Raw genomic sequence first — 26,735 nt, 5'->3', positions numbered from 1 at the left:
ACAGCGGGTCGTGACGTGGGGATCAGGCGGCGTGCGGCCGCAGGGGCAGGAAGCGGGTGCTCGTGTCGAACCAGCCGGCCTCGGGGCAGTCGAGCGAGCCGCCCCAGTGGGTGCCGGTCTCGCGCGGGCCGAGCTCGCGGAACGCGCCCGCGTAGAACAGCAGCGGATCGGTGTCCGTGACGGCGATGTGCTCGACCTCGCCGACGACGATCAGGTGGTCGCCGCCGTCGTAGGTGCGCCACGGGCGGCAGGAGTAGACCGCCGCGGAGCCGACGAGCACCGGTGCGGTGGGGCCGTCGGCCCACTCGGGGCCCGGGTCGGCCGGGCGGCCGGCGAAGTGCCACGCGGTGTCGAGCTGGCCGGCGCCGAGCACGTTCACCGCGAACGGCGCCCCGTCGAGGTAGCCGCACGCCTTCGACTTCCGGGTCAGTGTCACCTGGCAGAGCGCCGGCTCGAGCGAGACCGCGGTGAAGGCGTTCACCGTGGCGCCGTGCGGGGTCCCCTCGTCGTTCCGGCAGGTCACCACGGTGACGCCGGTGGCGAAGCGGCCGAAGGCGTTGCGCAGCTCCCGGGGCGGAACCGTCATCTCGCACCTCCCTGTGCTGTGGTCGTACGCTGTGCGTACAAGCTGCACGCTTTGCGTTCAACGGGTTGGAGAGTGCCCCAGGCCACGCGGAGCGGTCAAGCCCCCGTTCCCGAGAGCGGTACGGAAGGATGGGTCCGATGAGCACCGGCGACACCGAGCGGGGGAGCGAGCGGGACTACGTCCAGAGCCTCGAACGGGGCTTCGCGGTCCTGCTCGCCTTCGACGAGGAGATGACCACCCCGACCCTCGCCGAGCTCGCCGCCAGGACCGGTCTCTCCCGGCCCGCCGTGCGCCGCCTGCTGCTCACGCTGCAGCGGCTCGGCTACGTCGAGAACCACGGAACGCGCTGGTCACTGACCCCGCGGGTGCTCACCATCGGCCAGCACTACACCGCCACCAACGCCCGCATCGAGCTCGCCCAGCCGCACCTGCTCCGGCTCGCCGAGCGCACCGGCGAGTCCGCCTCGCTGGCCGAGCTCGACGAGTTCGACGCCGTGTACGTCGCGCGCGTGCCGGTGCGCCGGATCATGAACATCAACGTGGCGGTCGGCTCCCGCGTCCCGGCCCACGCCACGTCCATGGGCCGGGTGCTGCTCGCGTGGGCGGGTCCGGCCCGCATCACCCGCTTCCTCGAGGAGGCGCCGCTGCGCGCCCACACGTCGCGGACGACCACCGACCCGGCCGAGCTGCGGATGGCGCTGTCCGAGGTCCGCGAGCAGGGCTGGTCGATCGTCGACGGCGAGCTGGAGGAGGGGCTGCTCTCCGCGTCCGCGCCCGTGCGGGACCGGACGGGCGCCGTGGTCGCGGCCCTGGCCTCCTCGACGTCGGCCGGCCGGCTCGCGCCGGAGCGGCTGCGCGAGGAGACGGTGCCGCTGCTGGTCGAGACCGCCACCGCGATCTCGACGGAGCTGGGCTGGTCCCCGCGCACCCCGCCCGTCGTGCGCGACGGGTTCTTCTGAGAACCCGTCGGCCGCCGCCGAGGCCCCTTCGACGAGGGGGCGGTCCACCGATTCCCTTGACCGCGGCCGGGGTCACAGCGTCGCCCGCAGGTGCTCGACCGCCGCGGCGTGGATCTCGGCGCTGCGCGGCACCGCGGCGGAGGCCCAGTAGAGCGCGTGCACGAGCCCGTCGACCCGGCGGGCGGTGACCGGGACCCCGGCCGCCCGAAGCTGCGCCCCGAACGCCTCACCCTCGTCCCGCAGCGTGTCGAACTCGGCGGTCACGACCAGCGTCGGCGGCAGCCCGGCGAGGTCGGCGGCGTCGAGGGCCAGCCGCGGGTCGGTGAGATCCTCGGCTCCGCGCACGTACTGCGCGCCGAACCAGGCGAGCGCATCGAGGTGGATCAGGTAGCCCTCGGCGAACTCGCGCCGCGACGCCGTGTCGGCGGCCGGGGAGACCAACGGGTACAGAAGCACCTGGGAGCGCACCGCGGGCTCGCCGTCGTCGCGCGCCCGCAGGACGGCGGCCGCGGCGAGGTTCGCGCCGGCGCTGTCCCCCATGACCGCGATCCGGTCGGGATCGCCGCCGTGGGCGGAGATCTCCTTCGCGGTCCAGCGCAGGGCGGCCACGACGTCGTCGTGCGCCGCGGGGAACCGCGCCTCGGGGGCACGCCGGTAGGTCACCGAGACGACCACGGCCGGGGCGTCGAGGGCGAGGGCGCGGGCGGGTTCGTCGACGACCTCGAGGCCGCCTGCGACGAACCCGCCGCCGTGGACGTGCACCACGACGGGGAACGGCCCGGTGCCCGGCGGCACGTAGACCCGGGCCCGGTGGGCGGGATCGGGGCCGTAGGCCACGTCGGCGACGGCCGCGACCTCGCGCGGCGGCTTCTGCAGTGCCGTGAACGAGGCGACGGCCTGCCGGGTGGCGTCCACCCCGATCGTCTCGAAGGAGCGGAAGCCGGTGCGGGCGAGCCCGTCGAGCAGGGCGGCGACGGCGGGGTCGAGAGGCATGGTCGGTCCCCTCAGGCCTGCGCGACCGCGCGGGCGGCGGTGTGGTCTGCGGTGTCGTCGGCGGGGTGGTCGGCGGGGTGGTCGGAGCCGGCGGACAGCCGGAACCCCTCGTACCCGCGGGCGACGACCTCGTCGCACTTCGCGCGGTAGGCCGGCGCCCCGCCCAGGTAGACGAGGACCCGGCGCGGTTTCCCCGGCACGTTGCGACCCATGTACCAGGAGGTGGGGGAGTCGGGCAGGAGCGTCGCCCGGGCCAGCTCCTCGGTGTGGGCGACCCACTCGTCCTCCGCCTCGGCGGTGGGCTCGACGACGTCCCGCCCGGTCGCGCGCAGGTGCCGGAGGGCGTCGGCGGTGAAGTCGACGTGGTCCTCGATCGCGAGCGGCATGTTGTAGAGGACCGACGGGCTCTGCGGGCCGGTGATCATGAAGAGGTTGGGGAAGCCGGCGGCCATCAGGCCGAGGTAGGTCCGGGGCCCGTCGGCCCAGTGGTCGGCGAGGCGCAGCCCGTCCCGGCCGGTGACGCCCATCGCGAGCAGCGGCCCGGTGCAGGCGTCGAACCCGGTGGCCAGGACGAGGACGTCGAACTCGTGCTCGGTGCCGTCGGCGAGCCGGACCCCGCGCGGGGTGACGGCGTCGATCGGGTTCGCGCGGACGTCGACGAGGCTGACCGTGGGCCGGTTGTAGGCCTCGTAGTAGTCGGTCTCCAGCGGGGGCCGCTTCGTGCCGTACGGGTAGCCCTCGGGGGCGAGCAGGTCGGCGACCGCGGGGTCGTCGACGCGCTCGTGGATCCGGTCGCGGATGTATCCCGCGACCGTGTCGTTGGCCGCCCGGTCGAAGAGGATGTCGCCGAAGGAGTCGATGAACAGGCGGAACCCGCCGCGGTCCCACCGGTCGTCGAACACCCGCCGGCGCTCCTCGGGCGTCACGGCCAGGGCCGAGGGCTGCACGTCCGAGTACGGGACGCCGAGGAAGTGGTTGCGGGAGGCGTCGCGGATCGCGGCGTACCCGGCCTTCTCCGCGGCCTCCTGCGCCGGGTCCGTCGGGTGGTTGCCGATGGGGGTGGCGTAGTTGGGGGTGCGCTGCAGCACGGTCAGCTGCCCGGCGGTCTTCGCGATCTCGCTGATGGCCTGGATGCCCGAGGAGCCGACCCCGATGATCCCGACCCGCCTGCCCGCGAAGGAGACCTCCTCGTGCGGCCAGTTGCCGGTCGCGTACACCTCGCCGGCGAAGTCCTCGATCCCCGGGAACTCGGGCTTCTTCGGGACCGACAGCGTGCCGGCGCCGGAGATCACGTACCGGGCGCGGTGGGTCTCGCCGGTGTCGGTGGTGGCGGTCCACAGCGACGCGGCGTCGTCCCAGGTGAGCGAGGTGATCCGGGTGCGGAACCGGATGCTGCGGCGCAGGTCGAAGCGCTCCGCCACGTGCTCGAGGTAGCGCAGGATCTCCGGCTGGGCGCAGAACCGCTCGCTCCAGTGCCACTCCTGCTGGAGGTCGTCGTCGAACGAGTACGAGTAGTGGACGCTCTCGATGTCCACGCGGGCGCCGGGGTAGCGGTTCCAGTACCACGTGCCGCCGACGTCACCGGCGGCGTCGAACGCGATCACGTCGAGCCCCAGGTCGTCGCGCAGGACGTGCACCGCGTACAGGCCGGCGAACCCGGCTCCGACGACGATCGCGTCGCGCGTGTCCGGGGCAGGGGAAGTCACCACGGGATCCAGCCTCCTTGGATGGGTTCGGGTCGGCGCCCCCGTCCGCAGGCGCGAAGGCGCTGGTGGGACGGGGTGAGCGCTACCACCGAGACTGGCCGGGCGGGCCGGCGGCGCGACAGGGCGAGATCACCCCACTCCGCCGGTGCGGGCCGATGGGGTGGCCACCCGGGTACACCCGTCCGGGCGCGGGTGGCCCCGCCCGGGTGTTCCTCCGTGCGATGCTCGTGATCCCCGTAGCGCGACGGTCAGGAGGCGTCATGGCGGACGTCGTCGGGGACGCGCGGGTTCCCGCCGCCCTCCGGGGACGGGGTCTGCGACCGGCGGTCACGCGGATGACCAGCTTCGTCGGCCGCCGGCAGGCGGTGGACCGGTTGCACGCCGAGCTGCACGCCGGACGTCTGGTCACGGTCACCGGGCCCGGCGGGGTCGGCAAGACCCGCACCGCCCTCGCCGTCGCCGAGGCCGCGGACTTCCCCGACGGCGTGCTGGTGGTGGAGCTCGCCAGCGTCACCGACCCCACACAGGTGGCCCCGGCCGTCGCCACCGCGCTCGGGGTGCCCGACCAGTCCAACCGCGACGCCGTCGACCGGGTCGTCGACCACCTCTCGGGCGCGGCGGCGCTGCTCGTGGTGGACAACTGCGAGCACCAGCTCGAGGCCAGCGCGCTGCTGATCGTCCGGTTGCTCGACGCCCTGCCCCGGCTCACCGTGCTCGCCACCAGCCGGGAACCCCTGGGCGTCCGTGGCGAGCAGGTGCACCTGCTCGCGCCGCTGGCCGTCCCCGGTGAGTCCGACGCCGAGGGCGACTCCGCCCTGGAGCACGTCCCGGCGGTGCGCCTGCTGGTCGACCGGGCCCGCGCGGTGCTCCCGGACTTCGCGGTGACCCCCGAGAACCGGGCCGCCGTCGTCGCCCTGTGCCGGCGGCTCGACGGGCTGCCGCTCGCGATCGAGCTCGCGGCCGTCCGGCTGCGGTCGCTGTCGGTGTCGCAGGTGGTGGAGCGGCTCGACCGGGGCTTCCCCCGGCTCGCGGGCTCGGACCCCGCCGTCGGCCCGCGGCAGCGGTCGCTGCGCGCGCTGATCGACTGGAGCCACGACCTCTGCGGCCCGGACGAACGGCTGCTGTGGGCCCGGCTCTCGTGTTCCCGGCGGCCGTGGACCTGGAGACCGTCGAGGGCGTGTGCGGGTTCGGCGAGCTCACGGCGGACCGCCTGCTCGACGCGCTCGACGGGCTCGTCGGCAAGTCCGTCGTGGTCGCGGACCGGGACGGGGAGCGGCTGCGCTACCGGCAGTTCGTCACCCTGCGCGAGTACGGGGCGGAGCTGCTCGCGGACTCGGGCGAGGAGGGCGTCGTCCGGCGGCGGCACCGCGACCACTTCATCGACCGGGCCCGCGCCTCCGTGGCGCGGTGGTGCGGCCCGCACCAGGCCGCCGACCTGGCGCGGTTGCGCGAGGACCACCCCAACCTCATCGCCGCGCTCGCCTGGTCCGTCGACACCCCCGGTGAGGCGCCCGCGGGCGCCCGGCTGGCCGTGCTGCTGCGCTACCACTGGATCGCGGGCGGCTTCCTGACGTACGGGCGGCGCTGGCTGGAACGCCTCCTCGACCGGCTCGACCCGGGCCTGCCCGAACGCGGCCACGCGCTGTGGGCCGCCGCGTGGGTCGCGCTGATCCAGGGCGACCGGGCCGTCGCGCGGACGTACCTGGCCGAGTGCGCCGGGATCGCGGACGCCCTCCCGGACCGCGCCATGCAGGGGCACGCGGCGCACTGGCGGGCCCTGCTCGACCTGTTCGAGGGCGACCTGCCGGCGGCCGCCCGGCTCTACGACCGCGCGATCGCGATCCACCGCGAGGTCGGCGACGTCGGCTCCGCGCTCACCGCCGCCTTCCAGCTGGCGATGGCCCAGACCTACGGCGGTCGTCCGGCGGAGGCGCTGCGGACCTGCGCGGCGGTGGTCGACCGGGCGTCGGCGGACGGCGAGTCGTGGAACCGCGGGTACGCCCACTGGGTCGCCGCGATCAGCCACCTGCACCTCGGCGACCTGCCGCGGGCCGAGGAGGCCGTGGTCGGGACGATGCGGATCGAGCAGGACTTCCGCGACGGCGTGTGCACCGCGCTGTGCATCGAGGTGTGCTCGTGGATCGTGGCGGCCCGGGGGCGGGCGGCCGACGCCGCGGCGCTGGCCGGCATCTCGGGCTCGGTGTGGCGCCGCCTCGGTACGTCGCTCGACGCCTTCGGGCCGCACGCCAGCGCGGAGGGCCGGCGCCATGCCGGGCTGGTGGACCGCGAGCTGGGCGAGGCGCGGGCTGCGGAGCTCCGTGCCCGGTACGACCGGGTCGGTCTGCAGGAGGCCGTGCGGCTCGGGATCGAGCTGGGGGTGCGGGGCGAGCCCGACCGGGAGCGGGTCGATCCGGGACCGACCGCCTCGCCGCTGACCTCGCGGGAGAACGAGATCGCCGGGCTGATCGCCGCGGGACTGAGCAACAAGGCGATCGCCCGCGAGCTCACCATCTCGCCGCGCACGGTCGACGGGCACGTGGAGCGCATCCTGCGGAAGCTGGACTTCACCTCCCGCACCCAGATCGCCTCGTGGCTCGCGGCCTCTGCCGCCCGGGCGGGTTCCTGACCGGCGTTCAATCGCCGCGGGCGTCGTAGCGCTCGCGGGCGGCGGACATCTCCGCGACGGACCCCTCGAGCAGGTCCGCGAGCCCGCGCAGGCTGTCGGCCACCTTCTTGCCGAGGCCGGTGAGCGAGTACTCGACCCGGGGCGGGATCGTGCTGTGCACCTCGCGGGTGACCAGCCCGTCCCGCTCGAGGGTCTGCAGGGTCTGCGACAGCATCCGCTCGCTCACGCCGTCGACCCGGCGGCGCAGGGCGTTGAAGCGGTAGGCGCCCTCGCCGAGGGCCAGCAGGGCGAGGATGCCCCACTTGCTGCCGATCTCCTCCAGTGCGGTGCGCGACGCGCAGTGGCGGGCGAACACCGTGGTCACGAGCTCGTCGGACGGGGCGCAGGCGGGTGCCGGGTCCGGAGCTCGTGTGGCCACGCTCTCAGCCTACCGCTGACGGGAACAACTGCGCTTACGAATAGTTAGTACTGTCGAAGCGCACACCACCCAGGAGGCGACGGCACATGACCACCTACGCAGTCACGGGAGCGACCGGCCACCTCGGCGCCCTGGCGATCGAGGCCCTGCTCGAGAAGGGCGTCCCGGCCGGGGACGTCGTCGCGGTCGTCCGGGATGCGGGCAGGGCGGCGGCCCTCGCCGCCCGCGGCGTCCAGGTCCGGACGGCCGACTACACGCAGCCGGGGACGCTGCAAGCCGCGTTCGCCGGCGTCGACCGGCTGCTGCTGGTCTCGGGCAACGAGGTCGGCCGGCGGATCGCGCAGCACGGCAATGTGATCGACGCGGCGAAGGAGACCGGCGTCGGGCTGATCGCGTACACCGGCATCACGCGCGCCGACACCACCGGCAGCCCGCTGGCGCCCGAGCACAAGGCCACCGAGGAGCTGCTGGCCGCCTCGGGCGTGCCGCACACGCTGCTGCGCAACAACTGGTACGTCGAGAACTACACCGCGCAGCTCGCCGACTACCTCGCCCGCGGCGCGATCGTCGCCGCGGCCGGCGAGGGCCGGGTCGCCGGGGCCGCCCGCCGCGACTACGCCGAGGCCGCCGCGGTCGTGCTGACCGGCGAGGGCCACGCCGGCCGGAGCTACGAGCTGGCCGGCACGCCGTTCACGTTCAAGGAGCTCGCGGCCACGATCAGCGAGGCGAGCGGTCGGGAGGTCGAGTACCGGCCGGTGGGTCCCGGCGAGCTGATCGGCATCCTCACCGGCGCCGGGCTCGACGAGGGCACGGCCGGGTTCGTCGTCGCGCTCGACGAGAGCATCGCCCGCGGGGACCTCGACATCGAGAGCACCGACCTGCCCGAGCTGCTCGGCCGCCCGCTCACCCCGGTGGCCGACGTGGTGCGCGCCGCGCTCTGAGCCTCGTCCGGCGGCCGGTCGTCAGGTCCGGTCGGCCGCCGGCGGCAGGAGCCGCCGCCCGTGGACGGGGTGGGCGACGCGGATCCGCGCGCGGTCCCACGGGTCCGGCCGGGCGTCGCCGGGGACCAGCACCAGCGGGCCCGTTCCCGGGGTGCGCCGGCCGGGCGGCTCCAGGACCGTCCGCTCCCGCACCCGCTCGCCGATGCGGCGGTAGAAGCGCAGCTGGCTGTGCCGGCCGAAGAGGCCCCAGCCGAGCCCGAACACCGGGCCGAGCCGCGGATCGGGCTTCCAGCGCACGCTCGCCCGGAACTCGACCCGTCCGGACGTCCGGTGCTTGGCCACCCGGTACAGCACCCGCCCGCGCTGCAGGTGCCCGTCGAGCGTCGCGTACGCCCAGCCCCAGATCCGCCAGCCGTCCTCGTCGGCACGGTCGACCACCTCGGTGATCCGCACGCCCATGAGGAAGCGCAGCGGGCCGAACCGCCCGTCGAGCAGGATGTCCCGGCCGAGCAGCTCCGAGTCGCGCAGGTACGCCGCGCGCAACAGCTCGGGCGGCGTGAAGTCGTAGTCCCGCACCAGCGCCGTCGCGCGCTCCCAGATCCCGTCCGGCACCGGCTCGCCCGGTCGCTCGGTGCCCAGCTCGTGCACGTGCTCGTCGACCGTCCAGCCGGCCTCCGCCCCCGGGTCGTCCGTGACCGCGCGCTCCTGCAGCCCCTCGACGACGGCGAGCAGGCCGCTCATCCGACGGCGAGCGCGGGGCTCAGGGTGGTGGCGTCGTGGACCAGGCCGTCGAGCAGGATCCGGACGTTCTCCGCGGTGCCGACCTTCGCCTCCCAGCCGAGCTCCAGCCGGGCCCGGCCGGTGTCCATCACCGGCGTGCGGACGGCGACGTCGAACCAGCCGGGGGACAGCTCGAGCGCGTGCAGCCGGAACAGCAGGCCGATCACGATCCGCGCCAGGTCGTGCGGCACGGGGAGCGGCCGTGCGCCGATCAGCCCGGTGAGCTCGTGCGCGTCGAGGGCGTCGGCGGCGATGTTGAACGCGCCCCGCGCCCGGCGGTCGAGGATCGCGACGATCGCCCGGCCGAGGTCGTCGGCGTGCACGAACTGCAGGACGGTGTCGCTCGGGACCGGGAACAGCGGGACCTTCCCGTCGGCGAGCAGGCCGAACAACACCCGCGGCACGATCGGGCCGAGGAAGAGCCGGGCCATCTCCCGTGAGGCGTCGCGCTGCACCACCAGCGTCGGGCGGACCCGCGCGACGGCCACGCCGGGGTTGGCCCGCTCGAACGCGTCGAGCATGCGCTCGGCGATGATCTTGTCGCGGCTGTAGGCGGAGCGCGGCTGCCCGGTGACCGGCCAGCTCTCGTCGACCGGCCGGGTCGGGTCCTGCGGGGCGGACGCGTAGGCCCCGAGCGACGACGCGAACGCCAGGTGGCCGACACCGGAGCGCCGGACCGCGCGCAGCAGGGCCGCGGTGCCGTCGACGTTCGTGCGCCGCAGCGCCGCCTCGTCGCGCACCGGCTGGATGGCCCACGCGAGGTCGACGACGGCGTCGGCGCCGGTGAACACGTCGGTGAGCTGCCGCTCCGCGTCCGCGGTCGTGAGATCGATCGCGTGCCACTCGGCCTCGTCGTAGGGCGGGACGGGCGGCGGCGGGCGTCGGCACACCGCGCGCACCCGCATGTCGGGCACGTCCTTCAGCACCCGCAGCAGCCCGGTCCCGACATTGCCCGACGCGCCGACCACCACCACGGTGCGTTCGGGCGCTCCTGCTCGTTCCGGCATCGTGCTCCCTTCCCTCGTCCGGAAGGGCATTACCGGTACGGGGCCGCTCAACCCCCGTACGCGGAAGGGCCTCCGACCCGCGGTCGGAGGCCCTTCATTCGGTGCGTTCCCGGGGCGCCGTTCCTCAGCTCGCCGCGGCGACCTTCTTGCGGGTGCGCCGCTTCGGCTTCGCCTCGGATTCCGCCTGCTGTTCCGCAGTGGCTTCCGGGGCGGCTTCCTGCGCCGGTTCGGGGGCGGCTTCGGGCGCCCGGGCCGGGGTGCCGCGATTCGCGTACGCCTCGAGCACGTTCGACGGGATACGGCCCCGCTCGGAGACCTGGAACCCGGCCGAGACCGCCCACTCGCGAATGGCGGCGTTCTCCTCCCGGGTCTTGCCCGGCGAGGAGGGAACCCGCGCGTAGTTCCTGCGCCCGGAGCCGGACGAGGACCGGCGCGCGGCGCCCACGAACGGCGCGAACGCCTCCCGGAGCTCCGACGCGTGCTCCGCGCTCAGGTCGATCTCGAATTCCTTGCCGTCCAGTGTGAACGTGACCGTTTCGTCCGCCTGACCGCCGTCGAGGTCGTCCACCAGGGTGATATTCGTAATCTTCGCCATCGTTCACGTCCGATCGCCGTACTCGCGGGTTGCCCCGATTCTCCACGGATTCGGTGAAAAGTCGAGGACGGTCACGCGGGAGTGGTGATTCGTGCACCGCGAGTGCCATTCCGCGCGCGTTCCGCGGATGTGCGCGACCCGTGAACGACCGCGATCAGGCGGCGCGGAACTCCTCCGGGCGTTCGCGGGTCGCCTCGGCGAGGGCCCTGCGGGTGCGCTCCGCGTCGTAGTCCTTGCCGTACACCGGGGTGCCGGGCTGCTGGCGCCACGACTCCTCGAGCGGACCGCCGTCGACCGGGTCGAAGCCCAGCTCGTCGACGAGCGCGAAGACGGTGTCCTTGCCCGGACCGTCCGCACCCGCGATCGGCAGCGCGATCCGGCCCTCGGTGCCGCGCGGCTTCCCGCGCTCCAGCAGGTGCTTCCAGTAGATGCCGTTGAACACCTTGTACACCGGCGTGCCGAGCAGCCCGGCCACCCACACGCTCTCCGGGGTGCCGTCCTCGAGCGCCTCGATCCGGCCGTCGCGCTGCTGCGGGTAGTAGTTGTTCGTCTCGATCACGGGCGCCCCCGGCTTCGCCGAGGAGACGATGCCGGGCTCGAGGTCCGGGGTGTTCTTCTGCGGGATGCTGACGATCACGACGTCCGCGTCGGCCGCCGCCTCACGGGCCCACACCGGCGTCGCACCGGTCTCCGCGGCCAGCTCCGCCAGGGTCTCCGGGGCGCGGGAGTTCGCCACCCGCACCTCGTGCCCCAGCGCGGTGAGCCGCCGCGTCAACGTGCCGCCGATGTACCCCGCACCGATGATTCCGATCCTCATGTCCGCGGCAACCGAGGCCGCCGCGAAGACCATTCCCGGAGGGTGATCTACAGCACTCCCGGGTAGGCGCCGCCGTCGATCAGCAGGTTCTGGCCCGTGATGAACCCCGCGTGCGCGGAGCAGAGGAAGGCGCAGGCGGCGCCGAACTCCGCGGGCTCGCCGAAGCGGCGCGCGGGGATCGTCGCGCGCCCGTCGGCCGCGATCTCCTCCACGGTGACGCCCTGCTGCTCGGCTGCGACCTTCTGCCCGGCCGCGAGCCGGTCGGTGGCGAAGGAGCCGGGCAGCAGGAAGTTGATCGTGACGTTCGCGTGCGCCACCGACCGCGCGACGCCGGCGAGGAACCCGGTGAGGCCGGCACGGGCGCCGCTGGACAGGTCGAGGCCGGCCAGCGGCATCTTCACCGAGCCCGACGTGATGTTGACGATCCGGCCGAAGCGCCGCTCCACCATCCCGTCGACGACGGCCTGGACCAGCCGGATCGGCGTGGCCATGTTGGACCGCACGCCGGCCAGCAGCGCCTGCTCGTCGATCGCACGGAAGTCCCGGAAGGGCGGCCCGGCGTTGTTGTTGACCAGCACGTCGACCTGCGGCACGGCGGCCAGCAGCCGGTCCGGTCCGTCGGGCGTGTCGAGGTCCGCCCCCACCGGGACCACCTCGGCCCCGGTCGCGGCGGCGATCTCGGCCGCGGCCTTCTCGGCGGCGGCCTGCTCCCGCCCGTTGACGACGACGGTGCAGCCCGCCCGGGCCAGCTCCTCGGCGCACGCCCGGCCCAGCCCCCGGGTGGAGGCGCAGACGACGGCGGTGCGGCCGGCGATCCCCAGGTCCATCAGACGGGCCGCCGCTTCGGCGTGGCGCGGGCGACGAGCGCGGGATCGCGGGTGACGGCCTCGCCGAGGACGTCGTCGATCGCGGCCATCGCGTCGGCCGGGATGCGCACGCCCGCGGCCTTCGCGTTCTCCTCCACCTGCTCGGGGCGGGAGGCGCCCACCAGGGCGGCGGAGACGTTGCGGTTCTGCAGCACCCACGCCACGGCGAGCTGGGCCATCGTCAGCCCGAGGTCGCCGGCGACCGGCCGCAGCTTCTGCACCCGGGCGAGGGTGTCGTCGGCGAGGAACCGCCTGATCGCGTCGCCGCCGCCCCTCTCGTCCGTGGCGCGCGAGCCCTCGGGCCAGGCCTCGCCGGGCAGGTACTTGCCGGTGAGCACGCCCTGCGCGATCGGCGACCACACGATCTGCCCGATCCCCAGCTCCTGCGAGGTGGGCACGACCTCGTCCTCGACGATCCGCCACAGCATCGAGTACTGCGGCTGGCTGGAGACCAGGGAGATTCCGAGGTCGACGGCCAGGGCGTGGGCGCGGCGGATCTGGTCGGCGGTCCACTCGCTGACGCCGATGTAGAGCGCCTTGCCGGCCCGCACGACGTCGGCGAACGCCTGCATCGTCTCCTCGAGCGGGGTGCACACGTCGTAGCGGTGCGCCTGGTAGAGGTCGACGTAGTCCGTCCCGAGCCGGCGCAGGCTCCCGTCGATGCCCTCGAGGACGTGCTTGCGCGACAGCCCCTGGTCGTTCTTCCCGCGCGGCCCCACCGGCCAGTAGACCTTGGTGAAGATCTCCAGCGACTCGCGCCGCTCGCCCTTCAGCGCGGCCCCCAGCACCTCCTCGGCCCGGCCGTTGGCGTAGACGTCGGCCGTGTCGAAGCTGGTGATCCCGTGCTCGAGGGCGGCGCGCACGCACTGCGTCGCGACGTCGTTCTCCACCTGTGACCCGTGCGTGAGCCAGTTGCCGTACGTGATCTCGGAGATCTGCATGCCGGAGCGGCCGAGGTAGCGGAAGTGCATGGCCCCATCGTGCACCCGCCGAGGTTCGCCCCCGTCGGGTGAGGTCCGCACCGGAGGCGGCCACGACAGTCGGTCTCCCGACCGACATCGAGGAGAGGCGGATCCATGGCGACCCTGACCGTCTGGAAGTTCGACGACCCGGGCGGCGCCCGGAACGCGCTGGATTTGGTGGAGCGGCTGCAGAAGCAGGAGCTGCTGACGCTCGAGGACGCAGCCGTCGTGACGTGGCCCGAGGACCGCAAGAAGCCGAAGACCGAGCAGCTGCACAGCATGAAAGGCGCGGGTGCGCTGGGCGGCAGCTTCTGGGGCCTGCTGTTCGGGCTGCTGTTCTTCGTCCCGCTGCTGGGCATGGCGGTCGGTGCGGCGATGGGAGCCCTGGCAGGCTCGATGTCCGACGTCGGCATCGACGACCGGTTCATCAAGGAGGTCCGCGAGAAGGTCACGCCGGGCACGTCGGCGCTGTTCCTCATGACCTCCCGCGTCGTGCAGGACAAGGTGCTGGACGAGTTCCGCGGCACGCAGGCCGAGCTGATCTCGACGAACCTCTCGAACGAGCAGGAGCAGAAGCTGCGGGAGGTCTTCGCCGAGGAGCACGAGACCGTCTGAGACGGGGTGCTCGGCGTGGCCTCCCCTCCGCGGGCCCGGGCGTGGGCGTTCGAGGCGGTCCTGGCCGTGCTGTCGGACGACGTCAACGCCGAGCAGGGCACGGAACGCGCCCGTGCCGTGGCCGCCGCGGTGCTGGCCGAGGCCGGTGAGCCCGGCCTCACGGAGACGGTGGTGGTCCTCTCCTCGACGCTCGCCGAGGCGCTGGAGCGGATCGCCGCCGAGCGCGGCCTGGTCGCGGCCGACCTGGCGGAGATCTGGTTCGTGGACTGACGGGAGGTCGGTCGTGGCCGGGACGGTGCAGGGTGCACGACCGAGCGCGGCGCGGCGGCTCGCGGCCGCGGGCGCGTTGCTGGCGGCGATCGCCGCGGTCGTGGTGGTGATCCTGGCTCTCCTGCAGAGCCCGCTGCGGGTCGTCGCGGCCCCGATTCTGGTGGGCGTGGCGGTCGCCGCGGGCTGGACCGCGCTCGTGCGGCGCGGGGCGTGGCGCATCGCGGCCTGCACGGTCGCGGTGCTGGCCCTCGTCGGCGTGGTCCTGCTGGTGGTGGCGGCCTCGATCCTGCGCACCGCGGGCGTGGTCGTGCTCGTCCTGCTGGCGGCGAGCCTCGCCCGGGTCGCCCTCGGCCGCGACCTCGTGCCCGAGCCGTCGGGAATGAAGTCCGTCCCGGCGGCCGGGCACGGGGTGCTGCTCATGAACCCGCGCTCGGGCGGCGGCAAGGTCGCCCGGTTCGGGCTGGAGGAGGAGGCCCTGCGGCGCGGCGTGACCCCTGTCGTCCTGGAGCCGGGCGACGACCTGCGGGCGCTCGCCGAGGCGGCCGTCGCCGAGGGGGCCGACGTGCTGGGCATGGCGGGCGGCGACGGGTCCCAGGCCCTGGTCGCCGACGTCGCCCGGAAGCACGACGTCCCGCTGGTCGTGATCCCGGCGGGCACCCGCAACCACTTCGCGCTGGACCTCGGCCTGGACCGCGACGACGTCGTGGCCGCGCTCGACGCGTTCGGCCCGGCCCTGGAGCGACGCATCGACCTGGCCGTGCTGGGCGACCGGGTGTTCGTGAACAACGCCTCGCTCGGCGTGTACGCGGGCGTGGTGCAGTCCGAGGGCTACCGCGACGCCAAGCTCGCGACGACCGCCCGCATGGCCCCCGAGCTGCTCGGACCCGGCGCGGAGGGGTCGCACCTGCGGTTCCGCGGGCCGGACGGCGTCGACGGCGGCCCCACCGCCATGGTGCTCGTGTCCAACGGCGACTACCGGCTCGACCGGCTCGACGGCTTCGGCACCCGCGCCCGGCTCGACGGCGGGGTGCTCGGCGTCGTGACCGTGCGGGTGGAGAAGGGTCGCGACGTCACCGAGATGCTGGCCGCACAGGCGACCGGACGGCTGCGTTCCTTCCGCGGCTACCGGCAGTGGAGCGCGCCCGAGTTCGAGGTCGACTCCGACAAACCGCTGGTCGAGGTGGGAGTCGACGGCGAGGCGCTGCGGCTGGCACCCCCGCTGCGGTTCCGGGTGCTGCCCGGGGCGCTGCGGGTGCGCGTGCCCACCGGATCGCCGGGCGCGGCCCCGGCGGCAGCGGCGCCGGCGGGCCCGGGCGAGGCGATCGCGGGCCTGGTCCGCGTCCTCCGGGGGCACTCCGCGCGACGACGACCGGGCTGAGCGGACGAAGCGGACGAACTACGCCGAAATGCGCCGAACGGCGCCTTCCGCTCCTCCGCATCCGGTCCCGACTGGGGACCTTCGTCCTACCCGGGCCGGGCCCGACGCTCGGCTTCACGACGTATCCAGACGGTCCAGCATGGATCGAACCAGCCGGTCCAACAGCGCGCCGGCGTGCGGGGGTGACTTTGTCCATGCAGCCGGTACCCGAGTCGAAGATCCGTGTTCCCGTCCGCCCACCGCAACTCGTCACGCGGGCCGCGGTCCGCGCGGCGCTCGACCGGATCTCCGACGTGGGCCTGGTCCGCGGACCCGCCGGCTTCGGCAAGACCCTGGCCGTGGCGGACTGGGTGCGCACGAGCCCGGGCCCCGGAACGGCGTGGGTCCGCGTCGACGCCGAGGACGAGGATCCCCGGCGGTTCTGGTCTGCCGTCCTGGCCGCCCTGGCCCGATGCCCCACGGTCCCGCCCGCCAGCCGGCTCCGGGACCGGCACGGCTGGTCCGCGGACGGCGGGCCGGAGTTCCTGGCCGCGCTGACCGCCGCGCTCGACGTCCTGCCGCGGCCGCCGCGCCTGGTGCTCGACGACGTCGGCGAGCTGGCCGGCGCGAGCCTGCACGGGCTGCGCACCTTCCTCCGCGACCGGCGGCCGGACCTGGCCGTCGTGCTGTGCAGCCGGGGCGAACCGCCGCTCGGCCTCGCCCGGCTGCGGGTGGCGCGGCGGCTTCGCGAGATCGGCCCGGACCTGCTGCGCTTCACCCCGTACGAGGCCGAGGAGCTCCTCCGCACCGCGGCGCCGGGCCTGACCCAGGGCGAGGTCACCGTGTTGCACGCGCGCACCGCGGGCTGGCCGGCCGCGTTGTGGTTGGCCGCCGCGGCCTGCGCCGATCCGACCGACCCCGAGGCCGCGCAGGGCTTCTCCGGCGAGCACTCCCTGGTCGCCGACTACCTGGAGGGGGAGGCGCTCGCCGGCCTCGACGACACCGAGCTCGACGTGCTGCGACGGATCGCCGTGGTCAACCCGGTGCCGACCGGGCTCGCCGCGGTCCTCACCGGCCGGGCCGATGCCGGCGGGATGCTCGACGCCGTCGAGCACCGGACGGGTCTCGTGCGCGCGGAGGGCCGCGGCCGGGAGGTCCACCGGGTCGAGCCGCTGCTGCGCGACCACCTGCTCGGGGAGCTGCGCCGGTACGCGGCCGGGGCGCCGGCACGGCTCGAGGCGGTGACCGCGCGCTGGTACGCCGCCGCCGGCCGGCCCGACGCCGCGGCCGAGCACGCCGCCCGCAGCGGGGACGCGCTGGTCGCCACGGAGATCCTGCGCGACGCCGGGCCCACACTGCTGCTCTCCGGTCGGCACCGCCCGCTGCGCCGCGCCCTGGACACCGTCGGCGAGGTCGGCCTCGCCCGCGAACCCGGGCTGGCGGCGCTCGCCGCGCTCGCCCGCACGGCGGCGGGCGGCCCGCCGGCCACCCACGCGCCGCGGTGGCCCGAGGACCCCCCGCCCGAGCTGGCCGTGCTGCGGGCCGCCGCCGAGGAGTTCGGTGCCGTCCCCGCGACCTCGGACCGGCTCGACCCGGACGTGCTGCCGCACCAGCCGGGCGTGCGGGCGCTGGGCCTGCTCGCGCGGGCCCTCACCGCGGTGCGGGTCGGCGACCCGGGCGCCGCACGGCCGTTGCTCGCCGACGCGCTCGAGCTCGCCGACCGGCACGGGTTCGTGCACCTCGCGGTGCAGGCGCTCGCCCTGCGGGCGGTCGCGGCCACGGCCGAGGGCGACGCGGCCGAGGTGCGGCAGGCGGGGGAGGTTGCGCTGGCCCGGGCGGAACGCTCCGGGCTGCGGCACTCGTCCTGGGCGGCCGCCGCCGCGGCCGTACTGGCCCACGCGGCGCTGCTGCGCGCCGAGCCACGCGACGCGCTGCGGCTGGCCGAGGCGGGGCTGGCCGGGCTCGACCACCCCGGCCGCGGGCCGGCCGAGCTGCGGTTCGGCCTGGCGGTGCTCCGCGCTGCGGCGGACGTGGACGGCGCGGGCGAGGCCCGCGGGGACCGTGCCCGTGGCCTGGACCGGCTGCAGCACGCCCGCGCGGAACTGGGCGACGAGCCGGTGGACCCGCACGTCGCGGCCATGGCCGCACTGCTGGAGCACCGCGCGGCGCTGGACCTCGGGCACCCGACGGCGGCCCGCAGCGTGCACGGCTGGCTGGTCCAGCGTGTCGGGGAGACCGCCGAGAGCGCCCTGCTCCGCGCCTGGACCGATCTCGCCGCCGGCCGTGAGGACCGGGCCCGGGCCGCGGCGCACCGCGCGCTCGTGGAGTGCGGGGCGCCCCTGCTCGGCGTCACCGAGGTGGAGGCGTGGCTGGTCGAGGCGACGCTCGCGGCGGAGGCCGGGGAACGGGCTGCCGCCCGCGAGGCGTTGGAGCGCGCCCTGGCGCTGGCCGAGCCGCTGCGGGCCTTACGCCCGTTCGCGGGGGCGGGCCCGGAGGTGCGGCGGCTGCTCGTGCAGCTCCACGGCGGTCCCGCCGCGGCCGGCTCGTTCGCGGGCGCCGCGCTCGCGGTCTCCGCGACCACGGGGTCCCCGGCGGCGGCGCTCAGCGAGCGCGAGCGGGCGGTCCTCGGCCTGCTGCCCTCCCTGCTGTCGCTGGAGGAGATCGGGGCCGACCTGTCGGTCTCGGTGAACACCGTGAAGACCCACGTCCGCTCGATCTACGGGAAGCTCGGCGTGAGCAGCCGCCGGACCGCCGTGCTCGCCGGCTACGAGCGCGGCCTGATCGCCCCGGCGCCCGCGCTCACCCTCCGGGGGTGAGGTCCACGCCCCCGGCGGCGTCCCTCCCCGGCGATCTCCGCGCAATGCCCCGCGGAGGACGGCGAAGTCACACGGAGCGGGCGAGGTGCGCCGTGCCCGCGACGCCGACCGTGGAACGACACAGCGCTCGAGGGAGGAGCACACCATGAGCGACACGACCCATTCGCCCGCATCGGGGGCGACGCAGAGCACGGCGGCGGCATGGGCGACCGGATTCGCGATGTTCGCCGGTGCGGTGCTGATCGTGACCGGCATCTGTCAGGCACTGGCCGGCATCGCCGCGCTGTTCCGCGACCAGGTCTTCGTGGCCACCCCGAACTACATCTACTCGTTCGACGTCACGGCCTGGGGCTGGGTCCACATCATCCTCGGTGCGGCGCTCGCGCTCACCGGTCTCGGGGTGATCCAGGGCCAGACCTGGGCGCGCGTCGTCGGCATCATGCTCGCCTCGCTGAGCATCATCGCCAACTTCCTGTTCATCCCGCACTACCCGATCTGGTCCATCGTGATCATCGCCCTCGACGTCGCCGTGATCTGGGCCCTGGTCCGCGAGACCCGCGAGCTCGCCTGACCGGGCTGCTCGTCGGCCTCGTCCGTACCCGCCGCCGGAGGTGACCCGATGACACGGACCGCCGCTCGACCCGCACCACCGGAACGGCACCCGGCCGCGGTCGGTCCGGCCGAGCGCATCGCGCTCGGCCGGGCGGCGCGGACGGTGGCGCCCCGGTCGAGCCACGCCGAGCTGCCGGCCCGGCGCGGCAAGGGGGCGCTGAAGATCCTGGCCGCGCAGGACACCGGCCGGGTCCAGGACCTGCTGCCCATCCGGTACGCCCGGATGGCCATCTCGCCCTTCACCTTCCTGCGCGGGTCGGCGGCCGTGATGACCGCCGACCTCGCCGACACCCCGGTCAGCGGCATCGACGTGCAGCTCTGCGGCGACGCCCACCTGGCCAACTTCGGCTTCTTCGCCTCGCCGGAGCGGCGGCTGGTCTTCGACCTCAACGACTTCGACGAGACCCTGCGGGGCCCGTGGGAGTGGGACCTCAAACGGCTGGCGGCCAGCGTCGAGGTCGCCGGGCGGGACCGGGGCTTCCGGACCCGGGACCGGACGGCGGCGGTGGAGGCGGCCGTGCGCGCCTACCGCCGGGCGATGCGCGCCTTCGCGGCCATGACCAACCTCGACGTCTGGTACGCGCTCGTCGAGACCGACGAGCTGTGGGCGCGCTACCGGCGCCGCGTCGCCGCGCCGCGGCGGGCCCGGATGCAGCGCGACCTCGCCAAGGCCCGCTCGCGGGACAACCTGGGTGCGCTGAGCCGCTTCACGGCGGTCGTCGACGGCGCCCCGCGCATCGTCGCCGCGCCGCCGATCGTGGTGCCGGTCCGCGACCTCTACCCGGAGGAGGTGGAGCGGCGGGGCATCGAGGACGGCATCCACGAGCTGCTCGCGGGCTACCGGGAGAGCCTGCCCCCGGACCGCCGGACGCTCTACGACCAGTACCGGCCGGTCGACATCGCGCACAAGGTGGTGGGCGTCGGCAGCGTCGGCACCCGCTGCTGGATGCTGCTCTTCCTCGGCCGCGACGACCGGGATCCGCTCTTCCTGCAGGCCAAGGAGGCGGGACCGTCGGCCCTGGAGTCCGTGCTGGGCCCGGCCCCGCAGGCCACGGCAGGACAGCGGGTCGTCGAGGGGCAGCGGCTGATGCAGACCGTGGGCGACATCTTCCTCGGCTGGCAGCGGGCGCCCGGGGTCGACGGCGAGGTGCGGGACTTCTACCTGCGCCAGCTGCGGGACTGGAAGGGATCGGTCGAGGTCGAGAGCCTGCGCCCGCAGGGGCTGCAGATCTACGCGGAGATCTGCGGGCAGACCCTCGCCCGTGCCCACGCACGCAGCGGCGACCGGATCGCGATCGCGGCGTACCTCGGCTCGTCGTCCTCCTTCGACCGCGCGGTCGCGGACTTCGCCCGCGCCTACGCCGACCGCACCGAGACCGACCACGCCGCGCTGCGCCGGGCGATCGACGCGGGGCGGGTGATCGCGTCCGACCCGAGCACGGACGGCCACGCGTGAACCGGTGGAGGCCGCTGATCGCCCTCGGCGCCGCGCAGTTCCTGGTCGTGCTCGACACGGCGGTCATGAACGTGTCGATCAGTGCGCTGGTCGCGGACTTCGACACCACGGTCGCGGCCATCCAGGGCGCCATCACCCTCTACACGCTGGTCATGGCCGCCTTCCTGATCACCGGCGGCCAGATCGGGGACATCCTCGGGCGGCGCCGCGCGTTCGCGATCGGGCTGGTCGTCTACGGCGTCGGGTCCGGGATCACCGCGATCGCGCCGACGCTGTGGGTGCTGGTGCTCGGCTGGTCGGTGATCGAGGGGCTCGGCGGCGCGCTCGTGCTGCCGGCCCTCGCGGCTCTGGTCGGCGGCAACTACCACGGCCGCGACCGGGCCGTCGCCTACGGCGTCGTGGGTGGGCTCGCCGGCGCCGGGATCGCCGTCGGCCCGATCCTCGGCGGGTGGGCGACGACGTATCTGAGCTGGCGCGTCGTGTTCGCCGGCGAGGTCATGGTCGTCGTGGCGATCCTGCTGATGCTGCGCTGGATCGGCGACGCGCCGGCGACCGGACCCCGCCGGCGGCTCGACCTGGTGGGCGCGGCGCTGTCCGTGGCCGGGCTCGCGCTCGTGGTGCTGGGCGCCCTGCAGAGCAGCGTCTGGGGCTGGCTCGAGCCGCGGAACCCGCCGTTCACGGTGTTCGGCTTCGCCCCCACCCTCTTCGTGATCGCGGCCGGCCTCGTCCTCCTCGGGCTGCTGCGCGGTTGGGTGCGCCGCCGGGAGGAGCAGGGCCGGGACCCGCTGGTGCGCTGGGCGCTGCTCGCGATCCGGCCGCTGCGCGCGGCCCTGTCGAGCCTGCTGGCCCAGAACCTGATCCTGCTCGGCGTCTTCTTCACCATCCCGCTCTACCTGCAGGTGGTGCAGGGTCTCGACGCCTTCTCGACCGGGCTGCGGCTGCTGCCGGTCTCGCTCACGATGCTGGTGACGTCCATGGCCGCGCCGGTGATGAACCGGATCGCGGCGCCGCGTGCCGTGGTGCGGACCGGGTTCCTGGTGCTCTGCGTGGCGACGCTGTGGCTGGTCGGCAGCGTCCAGCCGGAGCTCGATGACCTGTCGTTCGCCCTGGCCACCGGCCTCCTCGGCATCGGGATGGGGCTGCTCGCCGGGCAGCTGGGCAACGTCGCGCAGTCCTGCGTCGGGGAGGCCGAGCGCAGCGAGACCGGCGGGCTGCAGTACACCGCGCAGAACCTCGGCTCCTCGCTCGGCACGGCCCTGATCGGTTCGTTCCTGCTCGGTACCTTGACCCGGGTGAGCCTGACGGGGGTGGCCGCGGCGCCGGTGTCCGACGCGACGCGGGCGCAGGTCGGCACCGCCCTGGAACAGGGGATCTCGTTCCTGTCCCTCGACCAGGCCCGCGCCGCGCTGACCTCGGCCGGCATCCCGGCCACGGAGGCGGAGGTGCTGATCGGGGAGTACGCGCAGGCCCAGCTCGTCGGGTTGAAGATCGCGTTGCTGGCGGCGGCCGGGATCGCCCTGCTCAGCCTGTTCCTCACCCGGGAGCTGCCGCGCCACCGGGAGACCGAGCAGGTTGCGCCGCCCGCCCCGGTCGTCAAGCCGCCCGTGGGCGCCCCGGGGTGACGCCTCACGGCAGGAGCAGACAGGAGTCGCCGAACTCGTGCCAGCGGTAGCCCGCGTCGAGCGCGGCCGCGTACGCCCGCTCGACCAGCCGCCGTCCGGCCACCGCGCGGAGCAGGAGCAGGTGCGAGGCCTCCGGCTCGTGCCAGCCGGTCACCAGCCCGTCGACGACGCGGGCCGGCCGGTCCGGGCCCAGGACCAGCTCCGTCGTGCCCTCGCCCGCCCGGACGGTCCCGTCGCGTTCGGCGACGGTCTCCAGCGCGCGGGTCACCGTGGTCCCCACCGCGACGACCCGACGCCCGGCCGCACGCGTCGCGGCGACGGCCTCGGCGGTCGCGAGCGGCACCCGGTAGCGCTCGGGCAGCGGGGTCTCGCCCGCCTCGAGCGACGACACCCCGGTGTGCAGCACCAGCTCGGCCACGCCGACGCCGCGCGCCTTCAGCCCGTCGAGCACGGCGGGGGTGAACGGTCGGCCCGCGCTCGGCATCTCGGCGCTGCCGAAGCGGCCGTCCGGGCGGGCGAAGACGGTGCGGTACTCGGCGAGGGAGGGGCGTCCGCGCAGGTAGGAGTAGGTGATCGGGCGTCCCGCCGCGGCCAGGTACCGGCGCAGTCCGCCCTCCACCGGGATCCGCGCCCGCCAGATCCGCGGGCCGCCGGCGAGCAGGGTCGCGGTCACCCCGCGCGGCAGCCGGACGGTCTCGCCGGCCCGGCCGTCCGTGATCCGGTGTCCGTCCGGCGTCCGCAGCTCCACGGACCAGGTCCCGCGCGGTGCCGGCCCGGACACGTGCAGCACGACGGCCCGGCCCGCCCGCGTGCCGTCGAGGGCCGCGGGTTCGGTGTCGGAGGTGTTGACCACGACCAGGTCCCCGGGCTCCAGCGCCTCCGGCAGGTCGGTGAACCGGCGGTGCCGCACCGGGCGGCGGGCCTGCGCGACCATGAGGCGCACACCGTCGCGGACCGGCGGGGGTGCGGTGGCGACCAGTTCGGGCGGGACCGGCCTCACGGCGCGACCGCCAGGTCGGCCGCGGTGTAGCGGCCCGAGGGCGGCCGGTCCGCGAGCAACCGCAGCAGCGCCGGTACGACCGTCTCCGGCTCGGGCCGGTCCGAGATGTCCTCACCCGGGAAGGCCCGCTGGTGCATCGCGGTGCGCATGTCCCCGGGATCGAAGGCGTACACACGCAGGTCCGGCTCCTCCACGCCCAGCACCGCGGCGAGACGGTCGAGCGCGGCCTTCGCTGCGCCGTAGCCGCCCCAGCCCTCGTAGGCCTCGACGGCGGCGTCGGAGCTGAGCGTGACGACCGTGCCGCCCGCGGCGCGCAGGGCCGGCAGGGTCTCCCGGGTGAGGCCGAGCGGGGCCAGGACGGTGGTCTCCAGGACGCCGCGCAGGGCGTCGAGCGGGTAGTCGGCCAGCCGGGGCAGGGGCGAGGGACCGAGCTCGCCGGCGTTGTGCACCAGCAGGTCCAGCCGTCCGCCTGCCGCAGCGGCGAGCTCGGTGCGGAAGCCCGGATCGGTGACGTCGCCGGGCAGGGCGACGACGCCGGGCACCCCGTCGAGCGCGCCAAGCAGGCGTCGGGCGTCCCGGCCGCAGGCCACCACGGTGGTCCCGCGCCGGGCGAGGGCGACGGTGAGGGCGAGCCCAAAGCCCTGTCCCGCACCGGTGACGATCGCAGTCGGTGTCATGCGGACCACACTGCGACCTGAAGCTCGGTTCAGGTCAAGGGATCGTCGTCCGCCCAGCGGCGCCAGGTGTCGCGCGCCTCGACGAGATCCGCTCGTCGCGCGGAGACGAGGTAGTCCGGGGAGCCGAGTTCCACGCCGGCCCCGGGAGGCGTCTCGATCCCGAGCGCCCGGAGATAGACCCCGGCCCGCTGGGAGAAGGAGCCGCCCGTCCCGAAGTGCGCCGTCAGGTCCTTGACCATCAGCCCACCGCGGCCGCCGACGAGGTCGTTCGCCCGGCCCACGAGCCAGCAGATCGTCCCGGCCGAGATCTCCGACCGGGCGGCCCGTCGGAACGCCACCGGGTCGGCCGCCGCCGTCCTGCTGAGCAGGCGCCGGCACGCCGTCCGCATCTCGACGGCGTCCCCGCCGTCGAACAGGGTCTCGCAGCCGGAGTCGACCAGGACGAGCACCTCGCCCACCCGCGGCCGGACGTCCTCGGGGACCCCCGTCCAGTCGAAGGGCTCGTCGGGCAGCGGCCCGGTGGACAGCGCATCCAGGGCCGCGCGCCCGCCGACGGCCCGCGCGAGCTCGTTCAGCCCCCACTCCGGGTCGGGCGGGTCGAGCACCCCCAACGCCTCCAGCAGCGCCTCCGGTCCCTGCCTGCGCCCGGTCCGGACCAGCCGCCGGTACTCGGGCTCGAAGTCGTCGACCGCCGCCAAGGTCGCCTGCGTGTGCACCGACCTGACCCCACGATCGGCGTGGCAGAAGCGGACGTAGGCGCGCAGCAGATCGGGAAGCAGGTCGAGGAACGGGGCGTCGGCGACGATCTTCCGTGGCACCCAGTCCAGCAGCAGGATCTCGACGTTCACGGGGCTCCAGCGCAGCGGGTCGCCGGTGCCGTGGCCGCTGCCGAACCACAGCAGCGACTCCAGGAGCTCCCGGTGGTCGGGATCGTCGAAGCCGGTGCCCTGCGGCGAGCGCAGGAAGCGCTCGGTCAGGTCCGCCAGCTCGGCGTCGGACCACTCGGGGAACTCGTGGCCCCGCCCGCCGGTCGGCAGCATCCCCGTGACCCAGCGGACCAGGGCACGGCAGGCCGGCCACGTCTCGGTCTCGAAGGGCGGATAGGTGATGGCGGCCTGCTCCATCGCCTCGACGATCCGGGCGCGGGCGTCGGCGGGGTCGAGGTCGCGCACCACGGAGTCCGGGTCGTCGGCGATCTCCTCCAGCTGCGCGACAACGGCGTCGGCCGGCGCCGGCAGCGCGAAGGCGTCCTTGACCAGCGTGCCGACATTGTGGTCGACGTAGACCACAGTGGTGAACTCGGTGCCGTCGGGCAGGAGCACACCGAGCACGTGGTTCTCGCCGTCGCCGAGCACGTGGGCGACCTCGCGGACCGAGGTCACGCGCGTCCGGCCTAGGTCGGCCAGCCAGCCGGGCAGGGCGTCGGCGCGGCCGGTGATCTCGCGGAGGGCCCGGCGCCGGAACAGCTCGTCGTCGGAGAAGGCGGCGAGCACCGCGAGCAGGGCCGACGTCTCGTGCAGGTCCGTGCCGAGGAAGCTCTCGACGAGGTCGTCGAACCCCGGGACGTCGGGCGAGGGTTCGGGCCCGAAGGGGTGGCGGGGTGGTTCGAGGATCGCCAGGATGCCGCTGACCAGCTCGAGCAGCGACAGCGGATGCTCCTCGAGGGCCAGGGCGACCCGGTCGACGAGGTCGGGCTGCTGGTCCCGGCGCCGCTGCTGGTCCCGGCGCCGCGTGCGGGCGCGCCCGTCCTTCTTCGGTGGCCTGCGTCCGCGGGGGCGCTTCGACATGTCCGGCAGCCTAGGGCTCAGTCCACGCGGCGCAGGCCCGCCGCGCGCAGGCGGGCGAGGTCCGGGAAGCCGTCGACCGCCATGAGCAGGTCCGCCTCGGCGAGGAACGAGCGCAGGTGGTGCACCACGCCCTCCTCGCCGCCGACCGCCAGCGCGTAGACGTGCGGGCGCCCGGAGCCGACCGCGGTGGCGCCCATCGCGAGCGCCTTGACCACGTCCGAGCCGCTGCGCACACCGGAGTCGAAGAGGACCGGGGTGTCACCGGCGGCCTCGACGACCTCGGGCAGGGTCTGCAGGGCCGGCAACCCGCCGTTGGCCTGGCGGCCGCCGTGGTTGGAGCAGTAGATGCCGTCGACGCCGTGGTCCTTGGCCTTGCGCACGTCCTCGGGGTGGCTGATGCCCTTGAGCACGATCGGCAGCGAGGTCGCCTCGCGCATCCAGGCCAGGTCCTCCCAGCGCATCGAGAAGCCGAAGGTCCGGGCGAACAGCCCGACGACCTCGGCCGGGTCGGAGCTCGTGAGGTGTTTCCGGAAGTGCTCGTCGGAGGTGTAGTTGGCCAGGCAGTAGCCGCGCAGCTGCGGGAAGTTCGCGGTGTTGAGGTCGCGCGGGCGCCACCCGGTGACCCAGGTGTCGAGCGTGACGACCAGCGCCCTGAAGCCCGCCCGCTCGGCCCGCTGGATGAAGCTGACGGCCAGGTCCCGGTCGTTGGGCGGGTAGAGCTGGAAGAAGCCCGGGGTGTCGCCGAGCGCCGTCGCGACCTCCTCCATCGGGTCCTGCGAGAGCGTCGAGGCGATCATCGGGACGCCGGTGCGCGCGGCGGCGCGGGCCGTCGTCAGGTCGCCGTGCAGGTCCTGCGCGCAGATGCCGAGCACGCCGATCGGGCACAGGAAGAGCGGGTGCGGCAGCTCGATGCCGAACAGCGTGGTGGAGAGGTCGCGGTCGTACGCGCCCTCCATCATCCGCGGCACGAGGCCCCACTTCTCGAAGGCCTCCACGTTCGCCCGCTGGGTGCGCTCGTCGCCCGCCCCACCCGCGACGTAGGAGAGCACCCACGGCGGCAGTGCCTCGGCGGCCCGGCGCTCCATCCCCGCGAAGTCGACCGGGAAGCGGGGCAGCAGGCCCTTCGTGCCGGCCAGGTAGATCTCCAGCTGGTAGTCGCCGTAGCGCGGTGACATCCGTGTCCCTCCTGATCACGCGGGTCCCGCCGGGACACTAGCGCCGGAGATGCCCAAACGATCGGTCGACAACTCCCGACCGAACGGTTGAC

At 74.9% G+C, this 26,735-nt stretch carries 24 protein-coding genes and 1 pseudogene; 11 read left to right on the top strand and 14 right to left on the bottom strand.

Annotation, left to right across the window (positions count from 1 at the left end):
* Nucleotides 1–22 precede the first annotated feature (22 nt).
* Nucleotides 23–586 (bottom strand): flavin reductase family protein, encoded by a 564-nt coding sequence (locus ACQP04_RS34095; RefSeq protein ID WP_433504553.1) that lies wholly within the window; start codon nt 584–586, stop codon nt 23–25.
* Between the two features lie 128 nt (nt 587–714).
* On the opposite strand from ACQP04_RS34095, the gene ACQP04_RS34090 reads away from it, so the two are divergent.
* Nucleotides 715–1,545 carry an IclR family transcriptional regulator domain-containing protein gene (locus ACQP04_RS34090; RefSeq protein ID WP_433504552.1) on the top strand — a complete coding sequence of 277 codons (831 nt, stop codon included), beginning with the start codon at nt 715–717 and terminating at the stop codon, nt 1,543–1,545.
* Between the two features lie 72 nt (nt 1,546–1,617).
* Here ACQP04_RS34090 and ACQP04_RS34085 read toward each other — a convergent pair whose 3' ends face one another.
* Together ACQP04_RS34085 and ACQP04_RS34080 are read right to left on the bottom strand one after the other, a co-directional pair.
* Nucleotides 1,618–2,538: an alpha/beta hydrolase gene (locus ACQP04_RS34085; protein ID WP_433504551.1), complete on the bottom strand. Its 921-nt coding sequence runs from the start codon at nt 2,536–2,538 to the stop codon at nt 1,618–1,620.
* A gap of 11 nt (nt 2,539–2,549) precedes the next feature.
* The gene (locus ACQP04_RS34080; RefSeq protein ID WP_433504550.1) at nt 2,550–4,247 is read right to left on the bottom strand and encodes a flavin-containing monooxygenase; all 1,698 of its coding nucleotides are present in this window, start codon (nt 4,245–4,247) and stop codon (nt 2,550–2,552) included.
* 152 nt (nt 4,248–4,399) lie between these two features.
* Here ACQP04_RS34080 and ACQP04_RS34075 point away from each other — a divergent pair.
* Together ACQP04_RS34075 and ACQP04_RS34070 are read left to right on the top strand one after the other, a co-directional pair.
* A pseudogene (locus tag ACQP04_RS34075) lies at nt 4,400–4,876 on the top strand (AAA family ATPase); the annotation flags it as partial.
* Between the two features lie 491 nt (nt 4,877–5,367).
* The gene (locus ACQP04_RS34070) at nt 5,368–6,870 is read left to right on the top strand and encodes a LuxR C-terminal-related transcriptional regulator (RefSeq protein ID WP_433504549.1); all 1,503 of its coding nucleotides are present in this window, start codon (nt 5,368–5,370) and stop codon (nt 6,868–6,870) included.
* 7 nt (nt 6,871–6,877) lie between these two features.
* Here ACQP04_RS34070 and ACQP04_RS34065 read toward each other — a convergent pair whose 3' ends face one another.
* The gene (locus ACQP04_RS34065) at nt 6,878–7,288 is read right to left on the bottom strand and encodes a winged helix-turn-helix transcriptional regulator (protein WP_433504548.1); all 411 of its coding nucleotides are present in this window, start codon (nt 7,286–7,288) and stop codon (nt 6,878–6,880) included.
* 86 nt (nt 7,289–7,374) lie between these two features.
* On the opposite strand from ACQP04_RS34065, the gene ACQP04_RS34060 reads away from it, so the two are divergent.
* The gene (locus tag ACQP04_RS34060) at nt 7,375–8,229 is read left to right on the top strand and encodes an SDR family oxidoreductase (protein WP_433504547.1); all 855 of its coding nucleotides are present in this window, start codon (nt 7,375–7,377) and stop codon (nt 8,227–8,229) included.
* Between the two features lie 21 nt (nt 8,230–8,250).
* On the opposite strand, the gene ACQP04_RS34055 is transcribed toward ACQP04_RS34060, so the two are convergent.
* The 6 genes from ACQP04_RS34055 to ACQP04_RS34030 all read right to left on the bottom strand — a co-directional run bounded on the left by ACQP04_RS34055 (nt 8,251) and on the right by ACQP04_RS34030 (nt 13,265).
* Nucleotides 8,251–8,970, bottom strand: a complete 720-nt coding sequence (locus ACQP04_RS34055; RefSeq protein ID WP_433504546.1) for a DUF1990 family protein — start codon at nt 8,968–8,970, stop codon at nt 8,251–8,253.
* Complete coding sequence (locus ACQP04_RS34050; RefSeq protein WP_433504545.1) at nt 8,967–10,016, bottom strand: NAD-dependent epimerase/dehydratase family protein; 1,050 nt, start codon at nt 10,014–10,016, stop codon at nt 8,967–8,969. Before ACQP04_RS34050 ends, ACQP04_RS34055 begins: the two co-directional genes overlap by 4 nt.
* A gap of 124 nt (nt 10,017–10,140) precedes the next feature.
* Complete coding sequence (locus ACQP04_RS34045) at nt 10,141–10,584, bottom strand: histone-like nucleoid-structuring protein Lsr2 (protein WP_433504544.1); 444 nt, start codon at nt 10,582–10,584, stop codon at nt 10,141–10,143.
* Between the two features lie 181 nt (nt 10,585–10,765).
* Complete coding sequence (locus ACQP04_RS34040; protein ID WP_433504543.1) at nt 10,766–11,461, bottom strand: NADPH-dependent F420 reductase; 696 nt, start codon at nt 11,459–11,461, stop codon at nt 10,766–10,768.
* A 14-nt stretch (nt 11,462–11,475) separates the two neighbouring features.
* Nucleotides 11,476–12,255, bottom strand: a complete 780-nt coding sequence (locus tag ACQP04_RS34035) for an SDR family oxidoreductase (protein WP_433504542.1) — start codon at nt 12,253–12,255, stop codon at nt 11,476–11,478.
* Nucleotides 12,255–13,265, bottom strand: a complete 1,011-nt coding sequence (locus tag ACQP04_RS34030) for an aldo/keto reductase family protein (RefSeq protein WP_433504541.1) — start codon at nt 13,263–13,265, stop codon at nt 12,255–12,257. The genes ACQP04_RS34035 and ACQP04_RS34030 overlap by 1 nt, the downstream gene beginning before the upstream one ends.
* Before the next feature lie 105 nt (nt 13,266–13,370).
* Between ACQP04_RS34030 and ACQP04_RS34025 the strand changes: the two genes are divergently transcribed.
* The 7 genes from ACQP04_RS34025 (at nt 13,371) to ACQP04_RS33995 (ending at nt 22,004) form a co-directional block, all read left to right on the top strand.
* Entirely contained in the window at nt 13,371–13,871 is a 501-nt protein-coding gene (locus ACQP04_RS34025; RefSeq protein ID WP_433504540.1) for a DUF1269 domain-containing protein, read from the top strand.
* A gap of 15 nt (nt 13,872–13,886) precedes the next feature.
* On the top strand, nt 13,887–14,141 hold the full coding sequence (locus ACQP04_RS34020; RefSeq protein WP_156067560.1) for a hypothetical protein: 255 nt from the start codon (nt 13,887–13,889) through the stop codon (nt 14,139–14,141).
* Nucleotides 14,142–14,154: 13 nt separating this feature from the next.
* Nucleotides 14,155–15,519, top strand: coding sequence for a diacylglycerol/lipid kinase family protein (locus ACQP04_RS34015; protein ID WP_433504539.1), 1,365 nt, complete (start codon nt 14,155–14,157; stop codon nt 15,517–15,519).
* 194 nt (nt 15,520–15,713) lie between these two features.
* Nucleotides 15,714–18,314 carry a LuxR C-terminal-related transcriptional regulator gene (locus ACQP04_RS34010; protein WP_433504538.1) on the top strand — a complete coding sequence of 867 codons (2,601 nt, stop codon included), beginning with the start codon at nt 15,714–15,716 and terminating at the stop codon, nt 18,312–18,314.
* Nucleotides 18,315–18,459: 145 nt separating this feature from the next.
* The gene (locus ACQP04_RS34005) at nt 18,460–18,885 is read left to right on the top strand and encodes a DUF7144 family membrane protein (protein ID WP_433504537.1); all 426 of its coding nucleotides are present in this window, start codon (nt 18,460–18,462) and stop codon (nt 18,883–18,885) included.
* Between the two features lie 48 nt (nt 18,886–18,933).
* Nucleotides 18,934–20,382, top strand: coding sequence for a DUF2252 domain-containing protein (locus ACQP04_RS34000; RefSeq protein ID WP_433504536.1), 1,449 nt, complete (start codon nt 18,934–18,936; stop codon nt 20,380–20,382).
* On the top strand, nt 20,379–22,004 hold the full coding sequence (locus tag ACQP04_RS33995; protein WP_433504535.1) for an MFS transporter: 1,626 nt from the start codon (nt 20,379–20,381) through the stop codon (nt 22,002–22,004). Before ACQP04_RS34000 ends, ACQP04_RS33995 begins: the two co-directional genes overlap by 4 nt.
* A gap of 4 nt (nt 22,005–22,008) precedes the next feature.
* Here ACQP04_RS33995 and ACQP04_RS33990 read toward each other — a convergent pair whose 3' ends face one another.
* The 4 genes from ACQP04_RS33990 to ACQP04_RS33975 are packed head-to-tail and all read right to left on the bottom strand — an operon-like array spanning nt 22,009 to nt 26,643.
* The gene (locus ACQP04_RS33990; RefSeq protein WP_433504534.1) at nt 22,009–23,004 is read right to left on the bottom strand and encodes an S-adenosylmethionine:tRNA ribosyltransferase-isomerase; all 996 of its coding nucleotides are present in this window, start codon (nt 23,002–23,004) and stop codon (nt 22,009–22,011) included.
* Nucleotides 23,001–23,681, bottom strand: coding sequence for an SDR family NAD(P)-dependent oxidoreductase (locus ACQP04_RS33985; protein ID WP_433504533.1), 681 nt, complete (start codon nt 23,679–23,681; stop codon nt 23,001–23,003). The genes ACQP04_RS33990 and ACQP04_RS33985 overlap by 4 nt, the downstream gene beginning before the upstream one ends.
* A gap of 29 nt (nt 23,682–23,710) precedes the next feature.
* Nucleotides 23,711–25,468: a hypothetical protein gene (locus ACQP04_RS33980; RefSeq protein WP_433504532.1), complete on the bottom strand. Its 1,758-nt coding sequence runs from the start codon at nt 25,466–25,468 to the stop codon at nt 23,711–23,713.
* 17 nt (nt 25,469–25,485) lie between these two features.
* A complete protein-coding gene (locus ACQP04_RS33975; RefSeq protein WP_433504531.1) occupies nt 25,486–26,643 on the bottom strand; it encodes an alpha-hydroxy-acid oxidizing protein in 1,158 nt (385 codons plus the stop codon).
* Nucleotides 26,644–26,735: the final 92 nt, after the last annotated feature.

Origin of the sequence: Pseudonocardia halophobica, assembly GCF_050948485.1 — a bacterium.
In the GTDB taxonomy this organism is placed as follows: domain Bacteria; phylum Actinomycetota; class Actinomycetes; order Mycobacteriales; family Pseudonocardiaceae; genus Pseudonocardia; species Pseudonocardia halophobica.
The sequence above is the reverse complement of the archived record's forward strand: the minus strand, read 5'-3'. Positions and strand labels throughout refer to the sequence as shown.